Source organism: Acidovorax soli, assembly GCF_014207955.1.
Taxonomy (GTDB): domain Bacteria; phylum Pseudomonadota; class Gammaproteobacteria; order Burkholderiales; family Burkholderiaceae_C; genus Acidovorax; species Acidovorax soli_A.
Map to the genome: position 1 here is coordinate 1 of NZ_JACHLK010000028.1, position 12435 is coordinate 12435.

At 69.2% G+C, this 12435-nt stretch carries 15 protein-coding genes; 6 read left to right on the forward strand and 9 right to left on the reverse strand.

Translation table 11 applies throughout. The features are described 5' to 3' along the window. The first annotated feature begins 464 nt into the window (after window positions 1-464). The gene (locus HNP48_RS33700; protein WP_184865729.1) at window positions 465-1082 is read left to right on the forward strand and encodes a DUF2939 domain-containing protein; all 618 of its coding nucleotides are present in this window, start codon (window positions 465-467) and stop codon (window positions 1080-1082) included. 4 nt (window positions 1083-1086) lie between these two features. Here HNP48_RS33700 and HNP48_RS33705 read toward each other — a convergent pair whose 3' ends face one another. Beyond that, window positions 1087-1437, reverse strand: a complete 351-nt coding sequence (locus HNP48_RS33705) for a hypothetical protein (RefSeq protein WP_184865731.1) — start codon at window positions 1435-1437, stop codon at window positions 1087-1089. Next, complete coding sequence (locus HNP48_RS33710; RefSeq protein ID WP_184865733.1) at window positions 1434-1922, reverse strand: hypothetical protein; 489 nt, start codon at window positions 1920-1922, stop codon at window positions 1434-1436. The genes HNP48_RS33705 and HNP48_RS33710 overlap by 4 nt, the downstream gene beginning before the upstream one ends. A gap of 376 nt (window positions 1923-2298) precedes the next feature. Between HNP48_RS33710 and HNP48_RS33715 the strand changes: the two genes are divergently transcribed. The 3 genes from HNP48_RS33715 to HNP48_RS33725 all read left to right on the forward strand — a co-directional run bounded on the left by HNP48_RS33715 (window position 2299) and on the right by HNP48_RS33725 (window position 4680). Next, window positions 2299-3735, forward strand: coding sequence for a DUF2867 domain-containing protein (locus HNP48_RS33715; RefSeq protein ID WP_184865735.1), 1437 nt, complete (start codon window positions 2299-2301; stop codon window positions 3733-3735). A gap of 96 nt (window positions 3736-3831) precedes the next feature. Beyond that, window positions 3832-4227, forward strand: coding sequence for an Imm10 family immunity protein (locus tag HNP48_RS33720; protein WP_184865738.1), 396 nt, complete (start codon window positions 3832-3834; stop codon window positions 4225-4227). Between the two features lie 24 nt (window positions 4228-4251). Beyond that, a complete protein-coding gene (locus tag HNP48_RS33725) occupies window positions 4252-4680 on the forward strand; it encodes a hypothetical protein (protein WP_184865740.1) in 429 nt (142 codons plus the stop codon). 15 nt (window positions 4681-4695) lie between these two features. On the opposite strand, the gene HNP48_RS33730 is transcribed toward HNP48_RS33725, so the two are convergent. The 6 genes from HNP48_RS33730 to HNP48_RS33755 all read right to left on the reverse strand — a co-directional run bounded on the left by HNP48_RS33730 (window position 4696) and on the right by HNP48_RS33755 (window position 9613). Then, window positions 4696-5313: a hypothetical protein gene (locus HNP48_RS33730; RefSeq protein ID WP_184865742.1), complete on the reverse strand. Its 618-nt coding sequence runs from the start codon at window positions 5311-5313 to the stop codon at window positions 4696-4698. A 32-nt stretch (window positions 5314-5345) separates the two neighbouring features. Further along, on the reverse strand, window positions 5346-5987 hold the full coding sequence (locus tag HNP48_RS33735; RefSeq protein WP_184865744.1) for a hypothetical protein: 642 nt from the start codon (window positions 5985-5987) through the stop codon (window positions 5346-5348). A 32-nt stretch (window positions 5988-6019) separates the two neighbouring features. Next, window positions 6020-6535 carry a hypothetical protein gene (locus HNP48_RS33740; RefSeq protein ID WP_184865746.1) on the reverse strand — a complete coding sequence of 172 codons (516 nt, stop codon included), beginning with the start codon at window positions 6533-6535 and terminating at the stop codon, window positions 6020-6022. An 82-nt stretch (window positions 6536-6617) separates the two neighbouring features. After that, window positions 6618-7511 carry a hypothetical protein gene (locus HNP48_RS33745; RefSeq protein WP_184865748.1) on the reverse strand — a complete coding sequence of 298 codons (894 nt, stop codon included), beginning with the start codon at window positions 7509-7511 and terminating at the stop codon, window positions 6618-6620. A 224-nt stretch (window positions 7512-7735) separates the two neighbouring features. Beyond that, window positions 7736-7885 carry a hypothetical protein gene (locus HNP48_RS33750; protein WP_184865750.1) on the reverse strand — a complete coding sequence of 50 codons (150 nt, stop codon included), beginning with the start codon at window positions 7883-7885 and terminating at the stop codon, window positions 7736-7738. A 495-nt stretch (window positions 7886-8380) separates the two neighbouring features. Continuing rightward, window positions 8381-9613, reverse strand: a complete 1233-nt coding sequence (locus HNP48_RS33755; protein WP_184865752.1) for an MFS transporter — start codon at window positions 9611-9613, stop codon at window positions 8381-8383. An 89-nt stretch (window positions 9614-9702) separates the two neighbouring features. Here HNP48_RS33755 and HNP48_RS33760 point away from each other — a divergent pair, with 89 nt between their 5' ends. Continuing rightward, window positions 9703-10341: a TetR/AcrR family transcriptional regulator gene (locus HNP48_RS33760; RefSeq protein WP_184865755.1), complete on the forward strand. Its 639-nt coding sequence runs from the start codon at window positions 9703-9705 to the stop codon at window positions 10339-10341. A 95-nt stretch (window positions 10342-10436) separates the two neighbouring features. On the opposite strand, the gene HNP48_RS33765 is transcribed toward HNP48_RS33760, so the two are convergent. Beyond that, window positions 10437-10925 (reverse strand): thermonuclease family protein, encoded by a 489-nt coding sequence (locus tag HNP48_RS33765; protein WP_184865757.1) that lies wholly within the window; start codon window positions 10923-10925, stop codon window positions 10437-10439. Between the two features lie 264 nt (window positions 10926-11189). Here HNP48_RS33765 and HNP48_RS33770 point away from each other — a divergent pair, with 264 nt between their 5' ends. Further along, window positions 11190-12389 carry a serine hydrolase gene (locus HNP48_RS33770; RefSeq protein ID WP_184865759.1) on the forward strand — a complete coding sequence of 400 codons (1200 nt, stop codon included), beginning with the start codon at window positions 11190-11192 and terminating at the stop codon, window positions 12387-12389. Window positions 12390-12435: the final 46 nt, after the last annotated feature.

A 12435-nucleotide genomic window follows, 5' to 3' on the forward strand; every position in this document is an offset into this window, starting at 1 on the left:
CCACCCCCTTCTGACCGTGCCGAGAAGCGCAGAAGCTGGGGTGGCGTGTGTGCCGAAGGACACACACGCTTCGTCATCTGGCTCGCCGCAGATGTCTGAACGGAGTTCGCCCGAAGGGGGAACGCAGTGAGTTGCGAGGCGCACCCCAGCTTCGAGCATCGCAGGCTGCCCCCTCGCCATAGGCGAGGGGGACACGGGCAGCGGGGTCGCCTTTCTTTTGGGTACTTTTCTTTGGCGAAGCAAAGAAGAAGTACCTCGGCCGCCGGGCCGAGACCCGGCCTCCGCCTTCAATCAAAGCATGCCGTCAACAACAGCCTGCAACTGGGCGCACGCCCCGGCTCACGCCCACCATCAAGGCGTACAGTCAAGACCATGCATTGCGCCCCCCAACCGCGTAAACCCCCACGTCCCACCAAACGTTGAAGCCAAGGATCCACAACACCACACCGGAGGGACAACCGCACATGACCACCTCGACGTACGCCACCGCGCAGAAGAGCCGCAACTCCCAGAGAACCATCCCCATCGCCCTGGCCGCCATCGCCATCGCCGCCGGCGCAGCCGTCTTTGCCTCCCCGTACTGGGCGCTGCACTCCCTGTCCAACGCCGTGCGCGACAAGGATGCGGCCCGGGTGTCGGAGTATGTGGACTTCGTGCTGCTGCGCGACTCGGTCAAGGAGCTGATGAGCGCGCGCATGGACGCCGAGATGAAGACCCGCGGCGTGCCCGAGGACAACCCGTTTGCCAACCTGGCACAGACCTTCGTGAAGGGCATGCTGAACCAGGCTGTCGATGCCATGGTCTCGCCATCGGGGGTGGTGAAGTTGCTGCAGCAACAGCAGCAGCAGTCTCCGCGCAGCGAGACCCCACGCTCCGCGCCGCCGGCAGCATCCCCGGGCGGCGGCCGTGGCACCACCGATGCCCAGGCCGGCAGCAAGCCGCGCTTCCACGTGGACTACCAGAACTACTCGACCGTGCACGTCAGCTCGGAAGGGCGTGAGCTGGGCTTTGTCTTTCGCCGCTACGGCCTGCTGTCGTGGAAGATGGTGGGGCTGAACGGCACGCTGCTGGACCGGCCATAGGACTTCACCGGCCCGTGGTGGCGACCTGCGCATCCGCCATCTCGCGCAGGCACTCCACGGTGTTCGCATTCACCCATTGGTAAGCCACCCCGTGGCCGCACACGAACTGGGCGGCCACATGGCGGCGCTGTTCTGCGCTGGGGGCTGGGGGTTGCCGCACGCGGGCCTGCTGCGCCATGGCTTCGCGCCGCAGTTCGTGCTGCGTATCTTCGTGCATGGCCCACAGCAGGGTGCCCAGAATGGCCACGGCCCCGAGCGCGGTGACCGTGTGGGCAAGCAGGCGCGCAACGCGCTCTGCCGGGGGCTCCTGCGGGCCTGCGGAGCGGCCCGGGCGGGGCCTGCCATCCAGCGTCACAGCAGCACCTCGGTGTGCGTCTCGGCCCAGGTGCGCGCCAGCACCTCGACGGCCTCGCGTGCCAGGGCGTGGCCCTGCTGGGCGCAGGTGACCAGGGCGTGCATGGCGCGCGTGTCGTTGTCGCGGTAGTCCATGGCGGCCAGCAGGCGCGCATAGTCGCCGCCGCGCGCCAGGGCCAGGGTGTCGCGGTGGGCTGCGTCTTCGGCGGCGTACTGCGCATCGGACTCGGCCATGCGCGCCTCGTGGTGCTGGCTGGCATCGCGCACGGGGTCGTTGGCGCTGCGGCAAAAGCGCGCCAGCAGGGATGGCTGCGCCGCGGGCGGGCTACCCAGTGGTGCACATGGTGCACGCGGTGCCAGTGGCGGCCAGGACGCCGAGCCCGCAACTGCGAGCGTGGCCGCGTTGGCCGCACCACCGGCCGCGAAGTGCCGGGGAGCTGGTTGTGGCAGTGGCAACGTCAGTGGCTGGGCGGCATGGTGGTGCATGGAGGCTCCTGGTGGCTTGCTGGGTGGGCACGTGGGCTGGCCAGCGTCAAATCAAGAAGGAAAAAAAGTCGGCAGCCCCTGGTGCGTGCGAACGGTGGATGGACAGGGTGGGTCGTTTGGCGTCGCTGTGCGCCGGGGCTGCCATGGGTGCTATTGTTTAGTAATTTCTAAACTTAGTCAAGATAAAACTGAACTGCAATCCGAAAAGGTCTTGCCTGCTCGGTCCGAGGCGCTCAATGCCCAGTCAATTTGTTAAGGTTGCAATTAGGTAATTAACTAAATATAATTTTTTCGAGGCCATCCGGGTGCCAACCGAGCAGCAGGGCGACCCGCCCCGGAATGCCCGGCACGAACGCCAAGAAAAAGGAGTACAGGCATGAACAGCAGCACCGCCACCCTGGGTCTTTCCCGCCCCGCACTGCGGCTGACGCGCGAGACGGCGACCTTTCCGTTTGTGGCGTTGCCCACGCGGCCGGGCGCTTTGCCCATCGAGGTGACCCTGCTGGCCCGGCTGGGCCGGGGTGTGGGCTCGGGCCTGTGCCGCGGCATGATGGCGCGCCAGGGGCAGCATGGGCGTTTCGTCGATGCACTGGACGAGCCCTCGGCCAAGCTGGGCGGCAGCGACTTTGCCAAAGGCGATGCGACGGCGCTGTACAGCTTTGGCGTGGGTCAGGGCGGGCACCCGTTCCACCGGCATGCAGGGCATCGGGTGTTCACGGCGGTGTCGGGCAGTGCGGGGGCGCAGTTGCGCTTTTCCAGTGCCACGCCGGCGGAGATCGAGCGCGATCCGGCGGCCTTCGTGCGGGCACTGCGCCATGTCGATGTGCCGCCGGACTGCCTGTTCACCGTGCGCTTTTCGGGCGAGAACTGGCACCAGTTCGTGCCCAGCGTGCAGGGGGCGGGGCACCCTGCGTTCTTTGCCCTGTCCACCCACACCAACGAACTGGGCGGCGAGCTCAGTGCGGCGCTGCGCAGCAAGGTGCTGCAGGACCAGGGCGACATCCCTTCGCTGACAGAGCTGCTGCCCGATGCCGTGCAGGACCTCCTGGCCAGCGCGCCGGTGCGGGCGCAGCAGGTGCCCACCACGGTGCTCTCGCTCGGCGAGCGGCCTGGCGGGTGGCTGGCGGCCGCGTGCGGGCACTACCGCGCGCTGGCAGGCAGGGTGGGCCATGCACTGGCGCCCCTGCAGGGCACGGGCTATGTGAGCGAGCTGCGGCCCAGCCGCGTGCGGGAGCTGCATGACCTGCCGGCCGACAGCCTGCTGCGCCAGGCGCTGGGCGGCCGCAGGCTGCACCACGAGGACTGCTTCACGCTGGTGGCCGCAGCCCCGGCAGGCGCCGCGCCGGACGCCGCGAGCCTGCTGGCCGGCTTGCTGGACAGCTTCCTCGTGAACCGGCACCCGGGCGTCACGCGCATGATGGCTGTGCGCAATGTGATCGTGCGCCCCCTCGGGCTGCGCCGCTCACCGCTGGCCTGCCCGGTGTCCTCATTGCAGCCGCCTTCGGCAGGCCAGGCCATGCCTGAGGGCAGCCCGCTTTTTGCCTGCCGCTACCCCGTCCATGCCAGCCAGGTTGCGCCAGACGGGCGCAGCGCACAGGTGTTGCTGGGCGCGGACGACCGCCACCTGGCCTTCCGTTCGTGCGTGGGCGTGCGCTGGCTCGACGATGGCCGGGTGGAGTATTCGCTGGCGACCCGCGTGGCCTGCCGCAATGCCTTTGGCCGCCTCTACATGGCCCTGATCGAGCGCACGCACCGCCGCTACATCGCGCCGCACCTGCTGCAGGTGGCGGTGGAGGGAATGGAGGGGCGGTAGGGAGGGCGGTCGCATGGGGGCGCCGCGCGCCTGCCGACCGCGGTACAGTGGCCCATGGCTGCTGCGTTGTGCGGCCAGGCTACAGGAGGAGAACTGATGCCCACAGGCTTTGTCGCCAATGCAGTGTCCGCCGCCGAGGACGACGATGGGCTGCTCATCGTGACGTTCGGGGCGCCGTCCATCGAGGACGAAGACTTCTACCTGATGCTGCAGCACCTGGACGAGTACGACGAGCAGGACATTGCCTTGGGCATGGACCAGCCCTACATCGAGTACTGCGGGCAGGGCTGGTCCTGGTACGGCCACATCGTGTCCTTCACTCTGTACCGCGACCGCGTGGACGTGCAGATGGATGCGCACGCCGCGCAGGAGATGGACAACGATGGCCGGATCGAGGTGCGCTTTGACCTGGCCGGGCCGCAGTTCCAGGCGCTGCGGACTGCGCTGCAGCGGACCTTTGCGGGGCGCGCATACTTCCACGACGGGGCATAGCGCTCCATTGGCGAGGAGATTGCCATGGCCATTCCGTTGCGCTTTTCCGAACTCACCGATGCCTTTCAGTGGGTAAGCGCGTCGCCCGACAACGCGGCCTATGTGGACCGCGGCTCCGGCCAGATCTGGCTGGTGGGGGTTTGGGAGGACGAGGACGACCCGGTGCCCGACGATGTGGGCGACGAGTCGCTCTATATCGAGGTGCCCGGCCCGTTGGATCTGGGCCTGGGGCGGCGGCTGGCCCTGCGCTTTGCGCAGGAGCACGCGCCCCAACTGCAGGAGCAGGTGCACCACTGCTTTGCCCGGCAGGGCGCCTATGGCCGTTACAAGGACCTGCTGCACCGGCATGGCCTGCTGCAGGCCTGGTACGACTACGAGGCCGCCGCCATCGCGCAGGCGCTGCGCGAATGGGCGGCCGACAACGGCATCACCCTGGTGGAGGGCGTGCCGTAGCGGGCGACCGGGCGCTCAGCGCCCGGTGCTGTAGCGCAGCGACTTGAGGGCCAGCACAAAGCCGGGTTCAGTGGCCTTGGCGTACTCATCGGCCACCTGGGTCATGACGATCACGGTGGTGGTGCCCAGGTCGGCCTTGAAGAAGCGGGCCTCGTGCGGCAGCTTCATGTTCTGCATGCTGATCACGAAGCGCTGCGACACGCCCTTGCTGTCCTGGCCTGCCACATTGCGGGTGATGGGTGCGGTGGTGGCGGGGCCGAATTGCAGTTGCTGGGCGACCGCGCTGCCGCTCTTGGCGGATTCTGCGCGGTTCTTCGCCGTGGTGGCCGCGAAGGACTCGATGTTCTGGCGCTGCAGGAAGGGGCTGAACATGAGGGTGACGACTGCATCGTCAGGCCCTTCGAGGTCGATGCTGCGCAGGCGGGTTTCATCCTGCGCGACCGAGTCGTCGGTCACCTTCCAGCCCGCGGGGTGCTCGAAGCTCACGCCGTCCTTGCTGTAGGTGGCGTTGGGGGCGGCCAGCGCCGGGGTGGCCAGGCCGGCTGCGAGCAGCAGGCCCAGGGCGGCGGTGGTGAAACCGCGGCGTGCGGCCAGGAGCGACGGGGAGCGAAGGGACATGGCGGTGCGGTGCATGGTGGTCGGTCGGTAGAGGTGCGAAAGGGTTCTCAGCGCTTGGCGCGGTAGCGCAGCGTGTCCATCACGCGGCCCAGCGCGGTGTCGAGTTGCCTGGCATCGTCGGCCATCGACTGGGTCATGATGTTGACGCTGCTGCCGTTGCCCGCATCGATGGAGAAAAAGCGCGATTCCAGCTGGATGGCGACGCCCTCCGAAACATAGCCAAAGCGCTGCAGCACGCCCTTGATCTCCTTGCCGCCCACGCGCCGGGTGATGGCGCGGGAGGTCATGCCCGTGGGGGTGATCTTGTCCGGCCCCTCCAGGGCCGCCGGGCCCTTGTCCATTTCTGCGCGGTGCTCGGCGGCGCGGGTGGCCAGGGTCTCGATGTTCTGGCCCGACATGAAGGGGATGAACATCAGGTGGATGCTCGCGTCTTCGGGGCCTTCGAGGTCGATGCTGCGCATGCCGGTGCCGTCCGGCTCCAGCTCGTCCTGCGCCACTTTCCAGTCGGCGGGGTGCTGAAAGCTCACGCCGTCCTTGCTGTAGGTGGCATGGGGGGCGGCCAGGGCGGGCTGGGCCAGGCCGGCGACCAGCAGCGCCAGGCCCAGGGCGGCGGCGGTGAAGAATCTGCGGGATGTGGGCAACCCGGAGGTGGTGGTGGCGCGGGGCAGGGTATGGCTGTGGCTGTGCATGGCAGGGAATGGGGGGGCGGGCCGGGCGGGCGTCAGGAGGTCTCGCGGTAGTGCAGCGTGTCGACCACCTGCTCCAGCGCCGCCTGCATGGGCGGTGCATGGTCGGACAGGGCCTGGCCCATGAGGATGATACGGGTGGCGCCGAAGTCCCGCGCGAAAAAGTGCACATGCAGCTCGCGCTGCACGCCGCGCGCGCTGTAGGCCATGCGCTGGGCCTGGCCCCTCACCTCCTGGCCCTGCGGCGTGCGCCGGCTCAGCGGCGTGGTGTGGGTGGGGCCAGGTTCGATCTGCTCGGAGGGCATGTCCTGCGCGGAGTCGGCCAGCATGTCCGAGCGCATCTGCGCCTGCTCGGCCGCATGGGCCTCGATGCCGGGCAGGCCCGGCACGATGGCTTCGAAGCTGAGCAGGATCAGGGCCTCGCCCGGGCCCGACAGGTGCACCTGGCGCTGGTTGCCATCGGCAAGATCGGGCCCGTCGTGGGAGACCTCCCAGGTGGCTGGGTGCTGCAGGGCGATGCCATCGTGGGCATAGGGTACAGAGGCGTGCAAAGGGGGCTCCGAAGGGGGGAGGGGGGTGTCATGGCCAGCGGGCTTGCTTGCGCACTCAGCCACTACGGATCCATGGATCCATTCACTTGTTGGACTGCTTGGACTGCGCGGCGGGGCGGTAGCGCAAGGAGCCCAGCACGAGGATCTGTGCGGCCTCCATGGACTTGGCATGCTCGACCTGGGCCTGCGTCATGATGGTGACGCTGCTGGTGGGGCTGAAGTCCATTGCGAAGAAGCCGGCCTCCACGGGCACGCTGCTGTCCTGCCCCACGTAGCTGAAATGGTGCAGCACGCCCTTGACCTCCTTGCCGCCAGACAGGCGGCGCGTGATGGTGCTGGAGGTGATGGGCGTGATGGACGATACCTTGCTGGTGGCGGCCGGGGCAGGAACCGGGGCCGGGGCCGGGGCCGCTGTGGCCGCACCTGCTGCAGGGCTGGCCGTGTCCGGCGGGGGCGCGGACACCACCTCCTGCTCGGGCGGGATGGGGGGCTGCTGTTGTTGTTGTTGTTGCTGCTGCGGTGGCGGCGATGGCTGTGGCGCCTGCGTGGCGGTGGCCGCGGCGGCGCCTTCCTGGGCGGCCAGCTCGGCGCGGCGGTGGGCGGCGCGGGCGGCAAAGGCCTCGATGTCCTTGCCCGCCATGAAGGGGATGAAGCTCAGCGTGATGCGCTCGTCGTCGGGCCCTTCCAGGTCCACATTGTGGATGCCGCCCATGCTGGCATCGGTCTCGTCGAGCACGACCTTCCACGAGGTGGGGTACTGGAAGCTGGCGCCGGCCTTGTTGTAGGTCTTGTGGCTGCTGTTCTTGGCCGCCGCGGCGGGGGCGGCTTTCTTCTTGGGTGGCGCGGCCCATGCCGGGGCGGCCAGGCTGCAGGCCAGGGTGGAGAGCAGGGCGATGGCGAGGGCGCGGCGCGTGCGCTGGAGGACCGTGAGCGGGGGTGTCGTCGTCGGCGGCGAGGGCTGGGAGGGGGAATGCATGGGTGCGGGGCGCCGAGTGGAGGGGAAAGTGCGGCGGATTCTCGCACCGGGGATGCGGGCGGATGGAGTAGGGCGGGTGTTTTTGGTTTCTTCTTGTTTCAGGTGGGCGGGTGCTTGTTTTGGGGTCTTTGGTGGCCTCGTGCTTTTGCTGAGGTCGGAGGCCGGGCCGAGACCCGGCCTCTGCCGTCAACACCGCCACGGCTTGCCACGCCGTCGCGCACGCGCTATCCCATCGGCTTCCACTGCGGCACTTCCGGCTCGGGGAACAGCAGTTGCGCCTCGCGCGCCGGGCGCTGCATGGCCTCCCACTGCCGGCGGCGCTTGATGTCGCGGGGGCGGAGCTTTTCGGGCTGGCTTCTGTGGGTGCGGGACATGGTGGCTACCTCCTCGTGGGGATCTGTAGCTCCATTGGCGCTCTGCCGGCGTGCCGCGTCTGTCAGACGGGGTGGATGCCGGGTATCAGCGGCCGCCCCGGTAGCGATCCACCAAAAAAACAGCCCGCTGGTGGGGCGGGCTGTAACTTGCTGTTCAGCAAGGGAGGGGTGGGTGTCGATGCGGTATCGACAGGGGCAATACTAAAGACCCGGCGCGGGCATTTTTGTAGGACGACACGCCATTGAGGTGTGCGCCCCAGGAGGGCAGGCGCTGGGTTGCCCCGTGTAGGAATTGTCCGACGCAGCGTGTTTGCAAAAGACTGCACGCAATTGTTGCAGTGCGTTTTACGCTGTTGCATTCTTCACGGAGAACCACCTCATGCCTATCTTGGGAATCGTCGTTGGCATCCAGGCCATTGCCATCGTCGCCGCGCTGTCGTTGAGCCTGGCCATCTACTCCTGACCGCCTCCATCGGCGTGCACGGCGGGCACCGCTCAGGGCGCCGCCCGCTGCCGCACCATCAGGCCCAGCGCCGTGAGCCCCAGGGCCAGCAAGGCCAGGCCAAAGCCCAGTGCCGTGGCATGCAGCCCGAAGTGGCCGGCAGCCAGGCCGGCCGCAATCGCCGGGAGGCTGAAGGCCAGGTAGCTGAGCACGAAAAAGCCCGACATCAGACCCCCGCGCTCGGCCGCCGTGGCCGTGCCCACCAGGCTGCGCAGCGAGCCGTTGAAGCCCGAGCCAAACCCCACACCCGCCACCACCGTGCCCGCGAAGAAGGCGCTGCTGGAATGCAGCGCAATGCCCGCCAGCGTGATGGCCAAGCCCAGCACCAGCGCCCAGGTGCCCAGGAGCAGCACCTGGCGTGGCGGCCGGGTGCGCACAAACACAATGGCCACGGCGGCCGTGAGCACCAGTGCGCAGATGAGGGCGCCGCCCAGCACCGGCGCGTGGCTGCCCGTGATGACGCGCGCCAGCGTGGGCCCGAGCGAGAGGTAAAAGCCCCCCAGCGCCCACAGCGCCGTGTTGAGCGGCAGGATGCGCGCCAGCGTGGCGCGCGAGCCCGCCGGGATGGCGATGCGCGGGCGCAGCGAGCGCCAGGCACCGGGGCGGCGCGCCACGGTTTCGGGCAGGAAGACGGCGGCCAGTGCCTGCACGATGAACAGCGCCAGCAGCAGCTCAAACACCTGCGCCGTGTGCGTGGGCGCGAACTGCACCAGCGCGCTGGTGCCCAGCGCCCCCACGGCCATGCCCAGCATGGGCGCCACGGTGTTCACCAGGGCGCCGCGCTCGGGGTGCAGGTCGATCAGGGCAGCGCTGAGCACGCTGGTGGCAATGCCCGTGGCCAGGCCCTGCACGGTGCGCGCGGCAAACAGCCAGGCCACCGAATCGGCCTGCCAGAACAGCACGGTGGAGGCGATCTCCAGCACCAGGGCCAGCAGCACCACCTCGCGCCGGCCCCGGTGGTCCGAGAAGGTGCCGAACAGCAGCGCCGTGCTGAGCAGCGCAAAGGCGTAGCTGGCAAACACCAGGGTCAGCGTGAGGGCCGAGAAGCCCCAGCTGTCGCGGTACAGCGCATACAGCGGCGAGGGCGCGCTCGACGCGGCCAGAAAACCCACCAGGATGGAGGCCAGCAGCCACAGGGCCGGGGCATGGCCCATGCGGCGGACCGGGGCCGAGGGCGGGGCGATGGCGTGCGGCGTGGCGGCGGCAGCAGCGGGGGGCGTGGCCATGGAAACTCCAGTGCGAAATAGTAAAAGCAAAGAATTTGCTTTTGCGTATTAAACCACTAAAGCAATCTTTTTGCTTTAGCATGGTGGCCATGACTTCCAAACCAGCCCCCCGCCCCGGGGGACGCAGCGCCCGCGTGCAGGCCGCCGTGCACCGCGCCACCCATGAGCTGGCCGAGCAGATCGGCCGCGCGCAGCTCACCGTGCCGCTGATCGCCGCGCAGGCGGGTGTCACGCCCTCCACCATCTACCGCCGCTGGGGCGATCTGGCCGAGCTGCTGGCCGACGTGGCGCTGGACCGCTTTCGTGCCGACACCGAGCCCGCAGACACGGGCACGGCAGAGGGCGACCTGCAGGCCTGGGCCGAGCAGTTCTTCGAGGAGATGGGCTCCGAGGTCGGGCAGACCATGCTGCGCGACGTGCTGGCCGGGCGCATCCAGGGCAGCGCCATGGCCGTGCCCAGCCAGTGCGCGGCCTACACGGCCAGCCAGATCGAGATCATTCTGGCGCGCGGCCTGGCGCGCGGCGAGGCTGTGCCCACGGTGGAGGCCATCATGGACGGCGTGGTTGCGCCCATCATCTACCGCACCCTGTTCGGGCCCGCCCGGGCCAGCCACGCCCTGGTGCGGGAACTGGTGGCCGGATGCATGCGAGGCGCGGGCCGGACGGGCGCGCAGCGCAGCGATGCGGCCCTGGCGCTGGACGGCTTGGCGGGGCCGATGCTGGAGTAGGCGAGCGGTGGCTGGGTGCCGACGGGCTGCCGCACCTCAGGCTGGGCTGCCAGGTGCAGGGGGTGCGCGTGGCGCCGTGACGGCGGCGCCGCGCTTCAGGGAATGCGCGCGGTCGACGGGGCCATGGGGCCCGTGGGCTTGAGCTTGCGCGTGGCGCGCCAGTCCCAGGGGGGCAGGGGGCCGTTCTGCACCCACAGGCCGCGCCCGGCGGCCTGGGCGCGCAGCTGCAGGTCGGCCAGCGCCTCGTAGCCCAGGCCCACCTTGGGGTCGTACCAGGCCATGCCGGCGCGCAACTGCTCGGTGGCGGCGTCCTTGCCCTGGCATTCCACATCGGCCACGGTGCGGCCGTGGATGTCCACCGCCATGTTGCTGAGCTTGACCTTCTGCGGAATCAGGCAGAGGTTGACCAGGCTCTTGTGCGAGGCCTCGCCATAGGGCTGGCGCATTTCGGGCGCATCGATGGCGCGGATGGCGACGCTGGTCTCTTCGTTGCGGGCAACGCCGTCGCAGCGGGCGCGGAAGGAGTCGCCGTCGTTGATGGCAACGACCAGGCAGAGCAGGGTGGCGGCGGTGGTCACGGGCATGGCGTGGCTTTGCGGGGGCGGGCGGGAAAAGCGGTGCACGGGCGCGCTGCACGTGGGCCGTGCGGCTGCCTGCCGGTTGTTGGAACTGCCATCCCTCTCACCCCCTATTGCTGGTGGAATTTTTGTGGCGCTATTTTGCTATGGCTGGGCGGCTTTGGGCTGGGTCGGCCTGCCGTTTTGGGGCGGTCACCCAAATGCCTGAGGCCCTGCATACCCTGCCGCGGCTACAGTAGCGGCCAGCAAAAACCGTGGCAGGAGGGTGCCTTGGGAGTCTGGACCGTTGTTGCATGGGCTGCCGCTGCGCTGCTGCTGGCTGGCGTGCTCTGGCTGTACTGGAAGGCGCTGGCGCCCGGCGGCAGCACGCTGGAGCAGATCGTGGACCATGCCCTGCGCAAGGCCCGCCGCCCGGGCAGTGCGCTGGTGGTCGGGGTGTTGCACGGCGGCCAGGTGTGGACCAAGGGCTACGGCGCGGTGAACCCGGCTGCAGTGCCGCCTGCGGCGCCCACGGGCGCCACGGTGTTCCAGATCGGCTCGCTCAGCAAGGTGATGACGGCCAGCCTGCTGCCGCTGCTGGCCGGCCGCCATGGGATCGCCGAAAGCACCACGGTGCAGGAGGCCCTGGGTCCCGCCGCCGCGCCCGTGCACCCGGCCCATGCCGGCATCACGCTCGCGGCCCTGGCCACGCACACCTCGGGCCTGCCCCGGGTGCCCAAGATGCTGGAGCGCGACCTGCCCGTGCACCTGGGCGTGCAGGAGGTGCTCAAGAACCCCTACAGCCTGATCCAGCCGGCCACGGTGTGGGACTACCTGCAGCAGCCACCGGACAAGAAGGATGGCAAGCACATGCCGGGGCGGTTCGCGTATTCGAACTACGGCATGGGCCTGCTTGGCCACCTGCTGGAGCGGCGCACAGGCCAGCCCTATGGCGCGCTGCTGGCGCGCGAGATCTTTGTGCCCCTGGGCATGCAGGACAGTGCCGTGGAGCCTGCTGCCGCCCTGCGCGAGCGGCTGGCCCAGGGCCATACGGCAGGCGGCGAGCCCTGCGCGCCGTGGAGCTTTGTGGCGCTGCACGGCGCGGGGGCCGTGCTCTCCACGGCCGATGACCTGCTGCGCTTTGCGCGCGCCCAGCTCGATGCCGCCATGCCCCTGCATGCGGCCCTGGCCGCCACCCACGCGCCGCGCGCCAGCGGCGCCACCGGGCTGGGCTGGATGCAGCCCACGCTGGTGGACCGGCTGCTGGGCAACCGCCACATCGTCTGGCACGATGGTGCCACGCTGGGCTACTGCTCCTACCTGTCCATCGACCTGCAGGCGGGGCTGGCCCTGGTGATTCTGAGCGCGCGAGGCAACGGGGTCACCGTGCCCGGCATGCTGCTCACGCGCAGGCTGCGGAAATTCATGGCGTCACAGCCACCACCACCATCACACCAACCACCATCGCACCAGGAGGGCGCTACCGCATGAACAGAGACCACACCGATTCAGCATACGCACCCGGCCAACGGGGCGC